At 71.3% G+C, this 15,565-nt stretch carries 18 protein-coding genes; 7 read left to right on the top strand and 11 right to left on the bottom strand.

Going from position 1 to position 15,565, the window contains the following annotated elements:
* The first annotated feature begins 26 nt into the window (after positions 1-26).
* The 3 genes from ACH4XV_RS31020 (at position 27) to ACH4XV_RS31010 (ending at position 2,501) form a co-directional block, all read left to right on the top strand.
* Positions 27-350: a YciI family protein gene (locus ACH4XV_RS31020; RefSeq protein ID WP_395795560.1), complete on the top strand. Its 324-nt coding sequence runs from the start codon at positions 27-29 to the stop codon at positions 348-350.
* The gene (locus tag ACH4XV_RS31015; RefSeq protein ID WP_395795558.1) at positions 347-1,204 is read left to right on the top strand and encodes a LuxR C-terminal-related transcriptional regulator; all 858 of its coding nucleotides are present in this window, start codon (positions 347-349) and stop codon (positions 1,202-1,204) included. The genes ACH4XV_RS31020 and ACH4XV_RS31015 overlap by 4 nt, the downstream gene beginning before the upstream one ends.
* A gap of 277 nt (positions 1,205-1,481) precedes the next feature.
* Complete coding sequence (locus ACH4XV_RS31010) at positions 1,482-2,501, top strand: aldo/keto reductase (RefSeq protein WP_395795556.1); 1,020 nt, start codon at positions 1,482-1,484, stop codon at positions 2,499-2,501.
* 250 nt (positions 2,502-2,751) lie between these two features.
* Here the strand turns inward: ACH4XV_RS31010 and ACH4XV_RS31005 are convergent, their stop codons facing one another.
* The gene (locus ACH4XV_RS31005) at positions 2,752-3,300 is read right to left on the bottom strand and encodes a hypothetical protein (protein ID WP_395795554.1); all 549 of its coding nucleotides are present in this window, start codon (positions 3,298-3,300) and stop codon (positions 2,752-2,754) included.
* Between the two features lie 397 nt (positions 3,301-3,697).
* Here ACH4XV_RS31005 and ACH4XV_RS31000 point away from each other — a divergent pair, with 397 nt between their 5' ends.
* Complete coding sequence (locus tag ACH4XV_RS31000; RefSeq protein ID WP_395795552.1) at positions 3,698-4,171, top strand: SRPBCC family protein; 474 nt, start codon at positions 3,698-3,700, stop codon at positions 4,169-4,171.
* 286 nt (positions 4,172-4,457) lie between these two features.
* Here ACH4XV_RS31000 and ACH4XV_RS30995 read toward each other — a convergent pair whose 3' ends face one another.
* A complete protein-coding gene (locus ACH4XV_RS30995; RefSeq protein ID WP_395795550.1) occupies positions 4,458-4,751 on the bottom strand; it encodes a DUF1330 domain-containing protein in 294 nt (97 codons plus the stop codon).
* A gap of 188 nt (positions 4,752-4,939) precedes the next feature.
* On the opposite strand from ACH4XV_RS30995, the gene ACH4XV_RS30990 reads away from it, so the two are divergent.
* On the top strand, positions 4,940-5,842 hold the full coding sequence (locus tag ACH4XV_RS30990; RefSeq protein WP_395795548.1) for a LysR family transcriptional regulator: 903 nt from the start codon (positions 4,940-4,942) through the stop codon (positions 5,840-5,842).
* 6 nt (positions 5,843-5,848) lie between these two features.
* Here ACH4XV_RS30990 and ACH4XV_RS30985 read toward each other — a convergent pair whose 3' ends face one another.
* Positions 5,849-6,274: a YdeI/OmpD-associated family protein gene (locus ACH4XV_RS30985; RefSeq protein WP_395795546.1), complete on the bottom strand. Its 426-nt coding sequence runs from the start codon at positions 6,272-6,274 to the stop codon at positions 5,849-5,851.
* On the opposite strand from ACH4XV_RS30985, the gene ACH4XV_RS30980 reads away from it, so the two are divergent.
* Positions 6,273-6,425 carry a hypothetical protein gene (locus ACH4XV_RS30980; protein ID WP_395795544.1) on the top strand — a complete coding sequence of 51 codons (153 nt, stop codon included), beginning with the start codon at positions 6,273-6,275 and terminating at the stop codon, positions 6,423-6,425. The genes ACH4XV_RS30985 and ACH4XV_RS30980 overlap by 2 nt on opposite strands.
* Here the strand turns inward: ACH4XV_RS30980 and ACH4XV_RS30975 are convergent.
* From ACH4XV_RS30975 to ACH4XV_RS30965, 3 genes are all read right to left on the bottom strand, one after another.
* Positions 6,413-6,826 (bottom strand): VOC family protein, encoded by a 414-nt coding sequence (locus ACH4XV_RS30975; protein WP_395795542.1) that lies wholly within the window; start codon positions 6,824-6,826, stop codon positions 6,413-6,415. The two genes, ACH4XV_RS30980 and ACH4XV_RS30975, sit on opposite strands and share 13 nt — an antisense overlap.
* Positions 6,827-7,084: 258 nt before the next feature.
* Complete coding sequence (locus ACH4XV_RS30970) at positions 7,085-7,828, bottom strand: DUF4232 domain-containing protein (protein WP_395795540.1); 744 nt, start codon at positions 7,826-7,828, stop codon at positions 7,085-7,087.
* Between the two features lie 209 nt (positions 7,829-8,037).
* Positions 8,038-8,727 (bottom strand): TetR/AcrR family transcriptional regulator, encoded by a 690-nt coding sequence (locus ACH4XV_RS30965; RefSeq protein WP_395795538.1) that lies wholly within the window; start codon positions 8,725-8,727, stop codon positions 8,038-8,040.
* A 114-nt stretch (positions 8,728-8,841) separates the two neighbouring features.
* Here ACH4XV_RS30965 and ACH4XV_RS30960 point away from each other — a divergent pair, with 114 nt between their 5' ends.
* On the top strand, positions 8,842-10,047 hold the full coding sequence (locus ACH4XV_RS30960) for an FAD-dependent monooxygenase (protein ID WP_395795536.1): 1,206 nt from the start codon (positions 8,842-8,844) through the stop codon (positions 10,045-10,047).
* A gap of 18 nt (positions 10,048-10,065) precedes the next feature.
* Here ACH4XV_RS30960 and iolD read toward each other — a convergent pair whose 3' ends face one another.
* The 5 genes from iolD to ACH4XV_RS30935 are packed head-to-tail and all read right to left on the bottom strand — an operon-like array spanning position 10,066 to position 15,560.
* On the bottom strand, positions 10,066-11,946 hold the full coding sequence (gene iolD / locus ACH4XV_RS30955; RefSeq protein WP_395795534.1) for a 3D-(3,5/4)-trihydroxycyclohexane-1,2-dione acylhydrolase (decyclizing): 1,881 nt from the start codon (positions 11,944-11,946) through the stop codon (positions 10,066-10,068).
* Entirely contained in the window at positions 11,943-12,815 is an 873-nt protein-coding gene (gene iolB, locus ACH4XV_RS30950) for a 5-deoxy-glucuronate isomerase (RefSeq protein WP_395795532.1), read from the bottom strand. Before iolB ends, iolD begins: the two co-directional genes overlap by 4 nt.
* Positions 12,812-13,696, bottom strand: a complete 885-nt coding sequence (locus tag ACH4XV_RS30945; protein WP_380006873.1) for a deoxyribose-phosphate aldolase — start codon at positions 13,694-13,696, stop codon at positions 12,812-12,814. Before ACH4XV_RS30945 ends, iolB begins: the two co-directional genes overlap by 4 nt.
* Before the next feature lie 2 nt (positions 13,697-13,698).
* A complete protein-coding gene (gene iolC / locus ACH4XV_RS30940; RefSeq protein WP_395795530.1) occupies positions 13,699-14,766 on the bottom strand; it encodes a 5-dehydro-2-deoxygluconokinase in 1,068 nt (355 codons plus the stop codon).
* Positions 14,763-15,560, bottom strand: a complete 798-nt coding sequence (locus ACH4XV_RS30935; RefSeq protein ID WP_395795528.1) for a 6-phosphogluconolactonase — start codon at positions 15,558-15,560, stop codon at positions 14,763-14,765. The genes iolC and ACH4XV_RS30935 overlap by 4 nt, the downstream gene beginning before the upstream one ends.
* Positions 15,561-15,565: the final 5 nt, after the last annotated feature.

Below are 15,565 nucleotides of genomic sequence, written 5' to 3'. Positions count from 1 at the left end.
GCTACCTGGGCGGTCGGGCCGCGCGGATGCAGTACCTGATTTCCGTGATCCACGACCGACCCGACCCGGCCACCCCGGAGGAGGACGCCGCGATCGACGTGTTCAACGACCGGCTCCGGGCCGAGGGCAACCGGGTCTTCGCCGGCGGCCTCGCCGCATCCGACACCGCCACCGTCATCGACAACCGGGGCGAGGCGGCGCTGGTCACCGACGGGCCCTTCGTGGAGTCCAAGGAATACCTCGCCGGCTTCTGTATCGTCGAGGCCCGCGACCTCGACGTGGCGTTGAAGCTCGCCGCCGACGGGTCGAAGGCGTGCAACCGCAAGATCGAGGTGCGGCCGTTCCAGTGACCGGGACCGACATCCGCGAGGCGATCACCCGGGCCCACCACGAGGAGTGGGCCCGGGTGGTGGCGGCACTGACCCGGCGCTTCGGCGACCTCGACATCGCCGAGGAGTCGGCGGCCGAGGCGTTCGCGACCGCCGTCGAGCGGTGGCCGGCCGACGGCGTACCGCCCAACCCCGGGGCCTGGCTGACCACCACCGCCACCCACAAGGCGATTGACCGGCTCCGGCGCGAGAACAAGCGGGACGACAAGCACAAGGAGGCTCGGATGTTGCACGACAACGCCCCGCCCGAACCTCTCGGCGCCATCGACGACGACCGGCTCCGGCTGATCTTCACCTGCTGTCACCCCGCGCCGGCGATGGAGACCCGCGTGGCGCTGACGCTGCGCATGGTCGGCATCGCGGCCGACCCGGCACTGGCCGGCGTGCATGTGGTGATTCCGACCAACTACGGCCTCGACGAGTACGTCCTGGACGCGCTGCGTGCCGGCGCCGCCGAGTTCCTCGTCAAGGACATCGTGCCGGAGGACTTCCTGCACGCCGTACGCGTCGCCGCGCGTGGCGACGCGCTCCTCGCCCCGTCCATCACGCGCAGGCTGATCGACCGGTACATCACCGAGCCACTGCCCGGAGCCGCCACCGGACTGGACGAACCGACCAACCGCGAACGCGAATCCGTCGCCCTGGTCGCCCAGGGACTGTCCAACGACGAGATCGCCGCGCGCATGGTGATCAGCCCGACAGCCGCGAAGACCCACATCAACCGAGCCATGACCAAACTCCACGCCCGCGACCGCGCCCAACTGGTGGTCATAGCCTACGAATCCGGCCTGGCCACCCCACGAGGCACCACCTGACCCCACCTGGCCTCCGAACACACGGGGTTCATCACGGGCCAGGGCCTGATCGTCGACGGTGGCCAAGTACTCGCCGAATCGCTGGACGCGATCACCGCCGCGGGCGCCTGACGGCTGCGCCGCGCCCGGGCCGTCCGTTGCCGCGCTTGCTAAACGGAACCTCGTTCCGTATCGTCAAACGGGACGGGGTTCCGTTTGCTCGCGATGTCGGAGCAAGGGGCCCGCAGCCCACCCACGGTCGTCACCACGCTTCACCCGCAACGGAGGAACCACGGTCATGCAGTACCGCACTTTGGGCCGCACCGGTGTTCAGGTCGGATCCCTCGCGCTCGGCGCGATGAACTTCGGCAGGATGGGGCGCACCACCCAGGACGAGGTCACGGCCATCGTCGACGCCGCACTCGACGGCGGCGTCAACCTCATCGATACCGCCGATGTGTACAGCGGCGGCGAGTCGGAGGAGCTGGTCGGCAAGGCCATCGCCGGCCGCCGCGACGACATCGTGCTGGCCACGAAGGCGAGCCTGCCGATGGGCGAGGAGCACAACCACCGGGGCGGTTCGCGCCGTTGGCTGGTCACCGCGTTGGACAACAGTCTGCGCCGCCTCGGGGTCGACCACGTCGACCTCTACCAGATCCACCGGTGGGACCCGAATACCAGTGACGAGGAGACGCTGTCGGCGTTGACCGACCTGCAACGCGCGGGAAAAATCCGCTACTTCGGCTCCTCGACGTTCCCCGCATACCGCATCGTGCAGGCCCAGGCGGCCGCCCGCGAGCACCACCTGGGTCGCTACGTCACCGAACAGCCCAGCTACTCGATCCTGCAGCGCGGTGTCGAAAGCCACGTGCTGCCCGTGACCGAGCAGTACGGGCTCGGGGTGCTGGTGTGGAGCCCGTTGGCCTCGGGCTGGCTGTCGGGCGCGATCCGAGCGGGGCGGGAAGTCACCACCAGTCGCTCCACGTTCCTGCCGCAACGCTTCGACACCGACATCCCCGCCAACCGCGCCAGACTCGACGCCGTCGAGCAGTTGGCCAAGGTCGCCGACGAGGCCGGCCTGACCATGATCCAGCTCGCGCTCGGATTCGTGACCACACACCCCGCCGTGACCAGCGCGCTCATCGGCCCCCGCACACTGGACCACCTGCACTCGCAGCTCGCCGCCGCCGACACCGTGCTCTCCGCCGACGTACTCGACGCGATCGACACGATCGTCGCTCCCGGCACCGACCTGGCCGCACACGAAAAGAACGACACTCCACCCGCCCTGCTCGACCCGGCCCTGCGGCGCCGCTGACGCCGGGGGGCTGCCGCTCGGTCCCGACGGTTCGATGTGGGTCGGACGAACTCGCCGGCGCAGTATCCCGTGCCGGATGAGGGAGCGCACGAAGTCGTCGCAGTCCGACGGGAATTCGGGCGGTGCGGCGTGCGGGTCGTCGGGGTACGGCGCCTTGCGGGCCTCGGACGCGGCCCAGGCCGGTGTACCGGGGCCACCACCGATCCGCCAACGCGCGCCCGGCTTTGCCCTGGTCCGGCTCCGCCCCGGCTCAGTCCTGGTCGGTCTCCACGACGTGGATCGTGAACGGTTGCTTGTCGTTCCCCGGGTTCCGGTCGTCCTCGCTGCGGACCGCGACGTAGCCGCCGGCCAGGTCGCCGATGGGGACGGTGTCGGCGATCCGTACCGGGACGACTGCCGTGGCGGTTCGGGACTGCGGCAGGCCGGCGGGGAAGACGCAGCGCACTCGGTGGCCGTTCTGGAATACGGAGCAGTCCTCCGGGAAGAACGGGCCCTCGGGCGTCACGCCCTCCGGCAGCGTGATCACCACGGTGAATGGTGAGGCCGTCCGGTTCGGCCCGGCGTTGTTGATGAAAGCGTGCACCGTGGTGGTGCTGCCCGGCGCGACGGAGTCCGGGTCGATTCGGATCACCTCCAGGTCGGAACCCGTCGGGCGAACCGCGGCCGCAACCTGCGCCGAGGCCGGCTCCGTGACCGGGGGAGCGATGGCACAGGCATGCCCGGCGGCCAGCGCCACCAGCGCGGAGCCCACCGTCAGCGATCGCCCGACGAACCCTCGAATCGACCCGTTGCGCGACATCGCCGCTCACCCTGCTCTCTGTGTCCGTCCGTACGCCCCGCATCGTCGAGGGCCTGTCCCGGCCGAGCGTGACCGATCCGCCCGCCGGCGTCCGGGCGACCCGCCCCCGGGTCGCCCGAACGGGCGAAGGTGAGCACCGGACGGCGGCACCGCACCCCCCAGCGCGACATGCTCACGACGCCACGGCCGACGGCGGATCCGCCGGTCCGCACGGGTGCGTGCCGGGGCCATGTCCGCGACGCGCTCTCGGCCGCTGCGGCCCTGCTCTCCCGAAGGAACACCCAAGCCGCAGGCCGTACTTGCCCCTGCGGCGCCTCGGGCGTCGCGGCTGTGGCGTTCCCGGACGCGTAGGTCCAAATCCGGGAGCCGAGGGCGCCCGTGGTGCATGATTATCCATATGGAAACGCCTGAGCTCGCGCTCTCTCGCGCCCCTGCCGCGTACGCCTGCATGATCGTCCGCAAACCCGCCGAGGACGTGTTCCGCGCCTTTGCCGACCCGGCTGTGACCTCCCGGTTCTGGTACAGCAAGAGCAGCGGACCGATGGTCGCGGGCGCCGAGTTGCGCTGGGAGTGGGAGACATACGGTGCGTCGGCCGACGTCCGGGTCAAGGAGGTCCAGGACGCCCGGCTGATCCGGTTCGAGTGGGGCAACTACGGGCAGCCGACCACCGTCGAGCTGCGGTTCACCCCGCGCGCGGAGGAAGCCACGTTCGTGGAGGTCACCGAGACCGGTTTCGAGGGCTCGGGCGACGACGCCGTGCGCTGGGTGAACGACACCGTCGGCGGATTCGCCACAGCCTTGTGCGCGATGAAGGCCCTGTTGGAATACGACATCGAACTCGGCGCCGTCTCCGACCACCACCCGGCCTGACGGGTTCGGCGGCCACAATCGTGGCGCGGGCGGTGCTGTCGTGCCCTCGCTGCGCCACGCGGCCGACGACACCTCGCGCAGCCGCAGCCGCCGTATGCTCCCGGATCGGGCCGGCGCCACTGTTGCGACACAGCGGCGCCGGCCCGTCCCCGGTAGCGCGAACTCCGGTGCGGGGGCGGCCTGTTCATCGCAGCCGCAGGGTCGCGCGTCAGGCCCGACGGGTCGCCGCCGACAGGGATCAGGTCGTCGAGGACGTCGTCGACGAACCGGGAAGCGGGGCCGCCGGTCAGTCGAGGCCTTCGACGATGCGGAAGTCGCGTTCGTAGCCGTCGGGGAGAGCCACCAGCGCCTTCTGGTACGCCTCGCTCTCGTATGCCGCGACCGCCTGTTCAAAGGTGTCGAACTCGACCAGAACGACGCGTTGCGTGATTCCCGCCTCGTGGGCGACGACTCGACCGCCAACGGCCAGGGTGCGCCCGCCGCCGGCCTGGACAGCCGGACGGGCCAGCTCGTTGTAGGCAGTCAGCGTCTCCGGGTCGGAAATGGCGGGGTAGACACTGACCCAGTAGCCCTTGGCCATGGAAACCTCCTGTGTTCGGCCGGACACGTCCGGCTTCGAGTCGACACTCGGATCGATCGATCCCCGCGACAGGTGCTGCGGTCGGTGGGATCGACATATGCGCAGGTTAGGGCTTGATGTGCGGCCGAGGGAAAGATCGGTACGGCATAGACTCAGAACGGATCGTTATCAATCGGCAGGGAGGACACGTGGCGCCGGATACGGTGAGCCTGCGGTACTTCCTGGTGCTGGCGCAGGAGTTGAACTTCACCCGCGCGGCCGCACGGATCGGTATCGCGCAGCCGGCACTGAGCGCCCGAATGCGCCGATTGGAGGCGGAACTCGGTACGCCCCTGCTGGTCCGCAACACGCGTAGTGTCGTATTGACCACGGCCGGTGCGGCGTTGGCGGAGTCCGCGCCGCCCGCGCTGGCGGCGCTGGACCGGGCATGGGACACCGCCCGGAGCGCGGCGGCCGGTGAACTGGGCACGCTGCGCATCGGATACAGCCTCAGTACCGGGGCCGAGACGGCACCGGCCCTGGTGGACAGGCTGATTCGCGACAACAGCGGCCTCGAGGTCGGCGCGGTTCCGATGGCGACACCGGAGATCTCCTCCGCGGTCGCCGACGGCCGCATCGATGCCGGGATCACTCGCGGTGAACAGCCGGGCCGTGGCGTGCGCCGGTACCTGCTGCGGCGTCAGCGCATCGGGGTCCAGCTGGCGCAGCACCATCCGCTGGCCGAACACCCGGAGATCGAGATCGCGGACGCGGCCGCGTATCCGCTGCGACTCCCCGACCGTGCGGCCAACCCCGTGATCCACGATCAGCTGTCCACACTGTTCCGAGACGCCCGACCCCACCCCCGATTCCACACGCCCGCGGTCTCGTTCGACCTGTCTCAGCACGACCTGCGCGACGGGGTCACCCTCGCGCCGGCCGGAGAAGCCGCGGTCACGGTACAACCGTCCGGTCTCACCTGGCGACCGCTGCGGGGCGCGGCCGGCCTGACGATCCACCTGGTCCTCCCCCGCGAGCAGTCCCCGCTGCACCGCCGCATTCGTGCCGTCGCCAAAACCCTGGCGCACGAACTGCACTGGCTGCCGGACTGACGCGTTTCAGCCCCGCAGGGCGGTGATGGCCTTCTCGATGCGCCGTTGGCGGGTTTCGGGCCTCTTCGCGGTTTCGATGGCGCGCACGTGCTCGCGTTTGTGGCTGTACGCCAGGTCGTCGTAGGCGGTGCGGGCGATGGGGTCGTCGTCCAGGGCTTGGGCGAAGTCCGGGGGCTCGACGACGACGCGGGGCTCGGTGTCGAGCTTCAGTTCGACCTCGACCTCGTCGCCGATCGCGATACCCGCGGCCTGCCGGTTGGCGTTGCTGAGGCCGAGCAGGTGGCGGCCCCGCAGGAGAGCGACCCGGCTCTTCCAGGAATGCCCGTTGACCGTGATCGTCACGGGCGGCCGCGCGCCTTTGCCGAGCGCCGCCACCACCTCGGCTGGAACTTCCAGGCCGCGCATGGGCTCGGGCGGCTCGACGTGGGACATGAACTTCATGATGTTCGTCTTTCTCCTGTTGTTCTGCCGGCTCACTGCGATTCGGCCCGCCGGCTACGTCCGGAACGGCGCGGCGCGTGCCGCGCTGCGCTGCGCCGTTCCGGACGGCTGTGAGGTGAGGGATCGCGGCTACTCGGCGTAGGGCTGGTCGGTTCCCTGGGCGCTGTAGCCGAGGCTCCAGATGTAGCCCTCCGGGTCGGCGAAGGTGCCGCCGTAGCCGCCCCACGGCAGGGCGCCGGCGGGGTTGAGGATGGTGGCGCCGGCCTTGCGGGCCTCGGCCATGATCTCGTCGACCCGCGCTTCGCTGCGGACGACGTAGGTCAGGACCAGGCCGCTGAAGCCGCTGCCTTCGGGGTCGGTGCCCACCTGGCCGGCCAGACCCTCGCGGGCATAGAAGCCGACCGGCGAGGCGCCGTCGGATGCGAAGAACACCGAGACGCCGAAGTCGTTCTCGACCTTCCAGCCGAGCCCCTCGGTGTAGAACTCCTTGGCCCGGTCCATGTCACGGACACCGAGGAGGATCGAGCTGACGTGCGCCTTCATGCCTTGCCCCTTGCATTGTGGATGTCTCGTACCTGCCGGGTGTCCGGACCCTTGCCCGGATGCCCTGCGGTTGCCATGACCATCACGCTAGGGGCCGCGCCGCGGCCGGGGCTTCTCCAATCCTGCTCGGTGTCCACCGTCGGCACTCGGTGATCTCCGGTCCCAGATCCGATCATGCGTATGTCCGTCGGCCTCGTCTCGCGCTACTCTCCGCGACGTCGTCCGGTGGGGCGGCTGGGGAGCCTGGACGACGGCGGGTCAGCCGCCCTGGCCGGCGCTGCCGATCGGGCCGACCTTGATCGGGGCGTCACCGCTCTTGACGGGGAGCCTGCCGACGCCGGGCCAGTTCAGGGTTACGGACTTCGTCTCGTCCGGCGGGGTCACCACCAAACCGGTGATGCGCAGGCCGGAGGCCTCGCCCATCGTCTCCAGCGGGTAGTTGATGCCGAAGGACACCGACTTGCCGCTCTCGAGAACGAACGAGACGGGCTGTTGGCCGGTGCGCTGCGCGGGGATCTCGCCCGCGTCGGTCTTCAGGTCGACGCCCGCGTAGCCGGCCATCGAACAGTCCGGGCCGTTGTTCTTGAACGTGACCGCGACAGTACCGTCGGAGTCGCCGCCGATGGTGCCGTCGATTGCGGTGGCCTTCAGGTTGTCGGTCCGGCACTTGGCGGCCTTGCCGTTACCGCCGCCGCCCGAGGTGGTTGCGGCGCCGGCGCTCGTGCCCTGGCCGCCGCTGCTCTGTCCGCCGGAGGTATTCGCTCCGCCCTGGGTGCCGCTGCTCTGGGTTCCGCCCTGACTGCTTTGACCGCTCTGGCTGTTGGCGCCCTGACTGCCGCCCGGGTTCGCCGTGTTGGGCGCGGCAGGCGCCTGAGCGCCCGGAGCGTTGGACGAAGTGCCCTTCGCGGCGCCGGAGTCCGAGTCCTGACAGGCGCTCGTCAACAGGACACCTGCGACGAGGGTCGCGGAGGCGAGGACGGTCCGGCGGCGGTTGGCGGACATGAAAAACCCCTTGGTATCGCGTAGTTGAAGCCTCGATGGCGCATGGCTTCCCGGTGCTTGCGTGATCACCCTGCCGGGGCGGGGACCTCCCTGGGAACCGACGTCGGCGTTCCACGACAGCGCTGTCACCAACCGGTGACATGGTCACAGAACGCAACAAGCGTGCGGACGACGCCGATCGCGGAGCACCGTCTCCGCGCTCGGGTGGCTCAAACCGTCGGCGGTGCGGGTCGCGCGGAGGAACCACGCGGCAGCGCCCGCTCTCCCGACACGGCGATTTCCAGGAGCCCCCGAACGGCCTCCCGTAGATCGTCCCTGCTCTGTGGTGTCCCGGGTGTGGGGACGGTGCCGGGTGGGGCCGTCAGCCGGTCGAAGATCAGCCCGTCCACGCAGGCCAGATGCCGACGGGCCCGCTCCTCGGCCCGGGGCCGGGGTATGCCGGCGGCCGTCAGCAGCGCGCACATCTGCGCCCTGGCCGCGTCCCCGTGCCGAAGGATCTCCCGCAACTCGGGTTCGTGGACGGTCTCCAGGATGCAGTGGTAGCGCGCGAGGGTACGCACGCGTCCGGGCCCGAGCATGTGGTCGACGAAGGCCGCGGTGGCGTCGGCGAGTTGGTCCAGGTGCGCGGGGCCGAGCAGTCCGGCTCGCGGCGGGGCGAGCAGCGGTCCGTCGGCGGCCAGTGCGACCTGCCGCAGGTCCTCGGCATCCAGCTCGACCAGGCGCTGGACCGCTTTGGTGATCAGCGCCTTCCGGGTCCGGAAGTACGCCGAGGTGGTGCCGACGGGCAGTTCGGCGCGGGCATCCACGCCGCGATGGGTGAGCGCCCGCATGCCGCCGGAGGCCAGCAGTTCGATCGCCGCGTCCGCGAGAACCGTCCGACGATCGTGTTCCGCACGCACGCCTGCTCCTTCCGGCCCCCATGTTGCTTTCTACATCCGTAGTATACGGTCTTCTACAGAAGTAGAAGCGAGGGGGCGTGAACCATGCCGGAAAAGAACGCAACGAACACACACGTGAACAGCCACGCGACCGCCCGGTCGGCGGTGGTCGTCGGTGGTGGCATCGGGGGCCTGGCGGTTGCCGTCGGGCTGCGTCGGATCGGTTGGCGGGTGACCGTCCTCGAACGTAAGGCGGTCGGCGGCGAGGTCGGGGCGGGGATCGCCCTGATGAGTAACGCGATGCGCGCGCTGGAGAGCCTGGGCCTCGGCCCCGCCGTCAAGGCCGGCGGCCGACCACAACTGTCCACCGGAGTACGCGACGGCGAGGGCCGCTGGTTGTCCCAGGTCGACGGCACGGCGCTGGAGGCCAAGCTCGGCACCGGGATCTATTCACTGCACCGGGCCGAACTCCACGACATTCTGCGGGGAGCCCTCCCCGTGGACTGCGGCGTCGTCACCGGGGCCGAGGTCACCGACATCACGCAGGACCCGAACCAGGCTCTCGTCCACTACACCGGCCCGGGTGGGACGGCGACGATCGGGGCCGATCTGGCGGTCGTCGCCGACGGCGTCAACAGCCGCATCCGCGCCCGACTTCGGCCGGACGCCCCGGCCCCCGTCTACAGCGGCTCGACCGTGTGGCGCGGAGTGACGACCGATGCGTTCCTGCCCACCCCCGACATCGCGCAGACCCTGCACGACGGAGCCGAGATCGGCGTCATGCCCATCCGCGACGGCCGGGTGTGCTGGCACATGGTCACCAAGGCGAAGGCCGGAGTGCGCTACGACAACGAGTGGGCCGAGGTCCGGCGACGCCTCGAGGGCCTGCACGACCCGATTCCCGCCCTGCTCGAGGCCACCGCCCCGGAAGCCGTCCTCCACCACGACATCCACATCCTGGGCACCCCCTTGGACACGTACGTGGCAGGCCGCGTCGCCCTGCTCGGCGACGCCGCCCACGCGATGCCCCCGCACCTGGGCCAGGGCGCGTGCATGGCCATCGAGGACGCCGTCGTCCTGGCCGCGTGCCTGCACACCCACCAAAACCAGGCCACCGCACTGGCCACATACGACAACACCCGCCGCCCCAGAGTCGCGGCCGTAACCAAGGCCTCACACCGCATGGGCCGCATCCAAAAGGCGGAAGGCCGCCTGGCGGTGGCCATGCGCAACACCGCGATGCGCCTGACCCCACCGGCAGTGGCAATGAAGGCAATCCTCAAATTCGCCGACTGGACACCCCCGAGAATCCCCCTACCCGACACCGGAACAACGGCGTAACCACAGACGGGGGAGGGGTCAGGAGTCCGCTGGGCGCAGTAGCGGGCGCTGGGTGGTCTTTTCTTGTTCGTAGCCTCGGCGGGCCTTGGCGGTTGTGGGGGTTGTGGAGACCTCGGCGACGGGGACGTCCCACCATGCTTGCGAGGATGGGGCGCCGATCAGAGGGTCGGTGTCGATGTGTACGACCGTCGTGTGCGTGCAGGCGCGGGCGGTGGTCAGGGCGGTGCGAAATTCGGCGAGCCCGTTTGCTCGGAGTACGTGCGCGCCCAGACTGGCTGCGTTCGCCGCCAGGTCGATCGGCAGCACATCGCCGTCGAAGGTGCCGGATTGCCGGTCCCGGAAGCGGTATTGCGTGCCGAATCGTTCGGCGCCCACCGCCTCGGACAGTGCCCCGATCGAGGCGTAGCCGTGGTTTTGTACGAGCACGATGACCAGTTTGACGTCCTCGGCGACGGCCGTGACGATCTCCTGCGCCATCATCAGGTAGGAGCCGTCCCCGACCAGGACGAACACCTCGCGTTCGGGCGCGGCCATCTTCACGCCCAGGCCGCCGGCGATCTCGTAGCCCATGCAGGAGAACCCGTACTCGACGTGGTAGCCCAGCGGATCGGTCGGGCGCCACAGTTTGTGCAGGTCGCCGGGGATGGAGCCGGCCGCGGAGACCACCACGTCGTGCGGCGCCATCGCCTCGCGGACCGCGCCGATGATCTCGCTCTGGGTGGGCAGCGGGGTGTGGGCGCGGGCGAACGCGGCGTCGACCTCGGCGTCCCAGCGGCGCACCGCCTCGGCGGCGCGGGCGCGGTGTTCGGCTGGGGCGCTCCAGCCGGCCAGCGCCGCCGTCAACGCCTCCAGGCCCGCCCGCGCGTCCGCGACCATCGCGACGCCCGCGTGCTTGGCCGCGTCGAACGCGGCGATGTTGAGGTTGACGAAGCGTACGTCGGGGTCGGCGAACAGGGTCCGCGACGCGGTGGTGAAGTCCTGCCACCGGGTGCCGATGCCGAGCACCACGTCGGCGTCGTGGGCCAGCGCGTTCGCCGCGACGGAGCCCGTATGGCCGATCCCGCCGACGGCGGCCGGGTGTGCGTGCGGCAGCGCGGCCTTGCCCGCCTGGGTGACCGCGACCGGGATCCCGGTCGCCGCGGCGAAGGCGGCGAGCGCGGCACTCGCGTCGGCGTGCACCACACCGCCGCCGGCCACGATCAACGGCCGGCGCGCGCTCCGCAGCACCGCGACGGCGGCGGCCAGCGAGTCGGGGTCGGGTACCGGCCGGCGCACGTGCCACACCCGCTTGGCGAACAACTCCTCGGGGAAGTCCCACGCCTCGGCCTGGACGTCCTGCGGCAGCGCGAGGGTGACCGCGCCCGTCTCGGCCTGGTCGGTGAGCACTCGCATGGCCTGAATCGCGGCGTGCGCGAGCTGCTCCGGACGCTGGACGCGGTCGAAGAAGCGGGACACCGGCCGGAAGGCGTCGTTGACGCTGATGTCGGCGGCGTACGGCAGTTCCAACTCCTGCAGGACCGGCGAGGCCACCCGGGTGGCGAACGTGTCGCCCGGCAGCAGCAGTACCGGCAGCCGGTTGATCGTGGCCAGCGCCGCGCCGGTGACCATGTTGGTCGCCCCGGGGCCCACCGATGTCGTGCACGCCAGCGTCGACAACCTGCGGCGGGTACGGGCGTAGGCCACCGCCGCGTGCACCATGGCCTGCTCGTTGCGGGCCTGATGGTAGGTCAGGTCGCCGGGCCGCTCCAGGAGCGCCTGTCCGATCCCGGCCACGTTGCCGTGTCCGAAGATCCCGAAGCAGCCCTCGATCAGCCGGTGTTCGACCCCGTCGCGTTCGCTGTACTGGCGGGAGAGGAAGCGCACCAACGCCTGTCCCGTGGTCATCCGTACGGTGTTCATCGTGGTCCCTCCGCATCGCACATCGGCACCCGGGGGTCGCGTTCCACGCTCTCCCAGGACTGCCGGACCCAATGGTGTTCGGGGTCGTCGCAACAGGCCATCGTGCGCTGCGGATGCGGGCCCGCGAGCACGTTCAGGTAGTACATCGGGTATCCCGGTGGCGCCATCGACGGACCGTGGTAGCCGCGCGGCACCAGGACCACGTCGCCCTGGCGCACCTCGGCGAGCACGTCCACCGCCTGCCCGTCGTAGACCCGCTGGTAGCCGAAGGGGCGCCCGGGGCCGCCGGAGGAGCCGAGTTCGAAGTAGTAGATCTCCTCCAACACCGCCTCCCCGGGGCGAGCCTCGTCGTGCTTGTGCGGCGGGTACGAGGACCAGTTGCCGCCAGGCGTGAGCACCTCGACCGCGACCAGGCGGTCGCAGCCGAAGCCGTCCGGCGCGGCGAAGTTGTTGACCTGTCGCGAGGCGGCGCCCGCACCGCGGACCTCGACCGCGACGTCGGCGGCCGGCACGTACGCCGGGGCCAGGCGCCGCTCGCAGCGCGCCGCCGGCAGCGCGAAGCGGCCACCGCGTTCGGAGGTCACGCTCACCCGCGCGTCGCGCGGGGCGTAGACGAAGTCGGTCACGCGCGCGAACACGTGCTCGCGGCCCGCGAGTTCGTAGGTCGCCGCGTCGACGGTGACCACGCACGACCCGGCCAGGGGCAGCACGATCGTCTCCGCGTCACCCGTCTCGAGGCGGCGGGTCTCGCCCGGGGCCAGCTCCAGCACGCGCAGCGAACTGTAGGCCCAGCCCGCCGACTCGGGGGTGATCGCCACCCGGAAGCCGCCCTCGGCGGTGCTCCCGTCGGGCAGGTGCAGGGGGCTCACCGCGTGGCCCCACGCACCAGGGACACGGCGGTGTCGACTGCGCCGGCCACGTCACCGTCGTGCGGGAAGAGCATGGTGCGTCCGATGATCAGGCCGCGCACGTGTGGGATCTCCAGCGCGCGCTGCCAGGAGGCGTACATCGCGTCGACGTCGCCGCCGCCCTCGCCGCCCAGGAGCAGCGTGGGCATGGTGGTCGAGGCCATCATGCGCTCCATCTCGTCGACGACGGGCACCTTGAGCCACGTGTACGCCGAGGTGCGCCCCAATGCGGCGGAGATGTTGTTGACCTTCATCTGCGCGTCGGGGGTGAGGATGTTGCGGACCTTGCCGTTCTCCCGGACCGACAGGAACGGCTCAATCAGCGCCATGAGTTCGCGTTCGGCCAGCTCGTTGACCGCATTCGCGGTGCCGATCAGCGTCTCGGCGGTGCCGGCGTCGGCGGGGTCCACGCGTAGCAGGATCTTGCCGCCGTCCAGACCGCCCTCGGCGATGCCGCGCGCGTCGTAGGAGCCGAATCGGTCGTCGAGTTCGAAGCTCGCGCCGGGGATGCCGCCTCGGTTCATCGAGCCCAGGACCAGCTTGCCGTCCAACGCGCCGAGCAGGATCAGGTCCTCGACGATGTCCGGGGTGCCCAGGAAGCCGTCCACCCCGGGGCGGGCAAGCGCCTCGACGCAGCGCGCGAGCAGTTCGTGCCGGTCGCCCATCGCGGTCGGGTCGCCACCGGCGGCGATCGCGCCGCGTGCGGCGTGGTCGGCGGCGAGGATGAACAGCGGACGGGCGAAACCGGCGCGCTCGAACCGGGGTCGGGCCAGCGCGGCGCGGCGGATGGCGCCGGGGTCGGTCAGACGGGTGGTGACGACCGAGGCGATGTCGGGGGCGATGGTCACAGCTGTCCTTCGGTAGGGGCGGAAGCGGGGGTGGCGCGGGGGGTGGAGCCGGTGACGGATCCGAGGGCGGCGCTCGAAGCGGACCCGGGGCCGGGGTCGCCGGCGGGGGCGGAGACGTAGCCGACAGAGCGCGCGATCAACGCGTCGATCTCGGCGAGAGTCGGCATCGCATCGGCACACGCATGCCGCCCGGCCACAAAGGCACCGGCGGCGTTGGCGATCTCCAACGTGCGCCGCAACGGCAGTCCGCCGGCCAAGCCGGCCGCGAGCGCGCCGCCGAACGCGTCGCCGGCGCCGAGGCCGTTGACCACCTCGACGGGGATCGGCGCCAGCCGAATCTCCTCCGTGGCGGTGCGTGCCAGCACGCCGGCCGGCCCCTGCTTGACCACGGCCAGCCGCACGCCGCGTGCCAACAGCCGGTCGGCGGCCTCGTCCGGGTCGCGGGTCCCCACGGCGACCTCGACCTCGTCGCGGTTGCCCACCGCCACGGTGGCGTGCGCCAACGCCCGGGCGTACCAGGCGGGCGCCTCGCTCGGGTCGGCCCAGAACATCGGCCGCCAGTCCAGGTCGAGCACGGTGTCGCCGCCCTCGACCCGGTCGGCGACGGCGCGCAGCGTGGTGCCGCGCGAGGGTTCGGCGGACAGCCCGCTGCCGGTGATCCACACGATGCGCGCGGCGCGCAGCGCCTCGGTGTCCAGGTCCTCGACGGTCAGCGCGAGGTCGGGGGCGTTCGGCCGGTAGAAGTAGAGCGGGAAGTCGTCCGGCGGGAAGATCTCGCACAGCACGACCGGCGTCTGCCGGCCGGAGACGGTGACCACGTGGCGATCGGCAACGCCGAATCCGCGCAGCGCGCGCCGCACGAAGTCGCCGAGCGGGTCCCGGCCCACGCCGGTGACCACGCTCGTGCGCAGCCCGTGCCGGGCACCCGCGACGGCGACGTTGGTCGCGCTGCCGCCGAGGTATTTGGCGAAGGTGCGCACGTCGGCCAGGCCGACGCCGATCTGTTCGGGGTACAGGTCCACGCTCACCCGGCCGAGGGTGATCAGGTCCAGGCCCTCGCTCATCGGGCGTCCGCCGCGGCACGGTCCACGTACAGGGACGGGTGTTCGCAGGTGACGACCAGGGTCGCCGGCCACGCCGGGTCGTAGTCGCCGGCGGCGCCCAGGCGGCGCACCGCCTCGCGCTTGTGCTCGCCGTGTACGACCATGACCGCGCGTCGCGAGCGGGAGACGATCGTCTGCACGCCGACGGTGACGCCGTGCCGGGGGACCTCGTCGAGCGAGGCGTAGTCGGGGAAGGTGCCGAGGTTGTCGCGCCGGGTGCTGTCGGGCAGTTCGACGACGCGGCTGCGGCTGTCCCGGGGCGCGCCGGGCGGGTTGAAGGCGATGTGTCCGTCGGTGGCGCCGGAGGCCAGGATGAACAGGTCGATGCCGCCCGCGTCGGCGAGGCGGGTGTCGTACGCCTCGGGGTCGGCGGGGTCGGGGAACCAGACGGCGTCGGCGGGGACGCCGCGCCCGGGGCCGGCGGCGGCGTTCAGCGGGGCGACGATCTCCTCGGCGGCGAAGCGGTGGCAGCTGTTGTGCGCGCCGTGGTCGATGTCGGTGTAGCCGTCGGGGCTGGCCACCACGTATTCGTCCATCATCGCGATCACCACGTGCCGCAGGTCCAGGCCGCGGGCGGCGACCTGTTCGGCCAGCGCGTCGTAGACCGGCTTGGGGCTGCGGCCACCCGGGCAGCCCAGGACGTAGCGCACACCGGCCGCGGCGGCGGCGACGATGCCGTCGGCGATCTCGCGGGCGAGCGCGTCGCCGAGGTCCGCGGGTGCGTCGAAGACCCGGAGGGGAAGGGGGGCTGGCATGGGTG

Source organism: Embleya sp. NPDC020630 (genome assembly GCF_044334985.1).
Classification (GTDB): Bacteria; Actinomycetota; Actinomycetes; order Streptomycetales; family Streptomycetaceae; genus Embleya.
This window is presented reverse-complemented; position numbering and strand designations above follow the sequence as displayed.

Coding starts and splice junctions, on each gene's coding strand:
- ACH4XV_RS31010 (WP_395795556.1), top strand. CDS start 1,482: ATGCAGTACCGCACTTTGGGCCGCACCGGTGTTCAGGTCGGATCCCTC.
- ACH4XV_RS30980 (WP_395795544.1), top strand. CDS start 6,273: ATGAACTTCATGATGTTCGTCTTTCTCCTGTTGTTCTGCCGGCTCACT.
- ACH4XV_RS30935 (WP_395795528.1), bottom strand. CDS start 15,560: ATGCCAGCCCCCCTTCCCCTCCGGGTCTTCGACGCACCCGCGGACCTC.
- ACH4XV_RS30970 (WP_395795540.1), bottom strand. CDS start 7,828: ATGTCCGCCAACCGCCGCCGGACCGTCCTCGCCTCCGCGACCCTCGTC.
- ACH4XV_RS31000 (WP_395795552.1), top strand. CDS start 3,698: ATGGAAACGCCTGAGCTCGCGCTCTCTCGCGCCCCTGCCGCGTACGCC.
- ACH4XV_RS31005 (WP_395795554.1), bottom strand. CDS start 3,300: ATGTCGCGCAACGGGTCGATTCGAGGGTTCGTCGGGCGATCGCTGACG.
- ACH4XV_RS30995 (WP_395795550.1), bottom strand. CDS start 4,751: ATGGCCAAGGGCTACTGGGTCAGTGTCTACCCCGCCATTTCCGACCCG.
- ACH4XV_RS30985 (WP_395795546.1), bottom strand. CDS start 6,274: ATGTCCCACGTCGAGCCGCCCGAGCCCATGCGCGGCCTGGAAGTTCCA.
- iolD (WP_395795534.1), bottom strand. CDS start 11,946: ATGAACACCGTACGGATGACCACGGGACAGGCGTTGGTGCGCTTCCTC.
- ACH4XV_RS30975 (WP_395795542.1), bottom strand. CDS start 6,826: ATGAAGGCGCACGTCAGCTCGATCCTCCTCGGTGTCCGTGACATGGAC.
- iolC (WP_395795530.1), bottom strand. CDS start 14,766: ATGAGCGAGGGCCTGGACCTGATCACCCTCGGCCGGGTGAGCGTGGAC.
- ACH4XV_RS31020 (WP_395795560.1), top strand. CDS start 27: ATGCAGTACCTGATTTCCGTGATCCACGACCGACCCGACCCGGCCACC.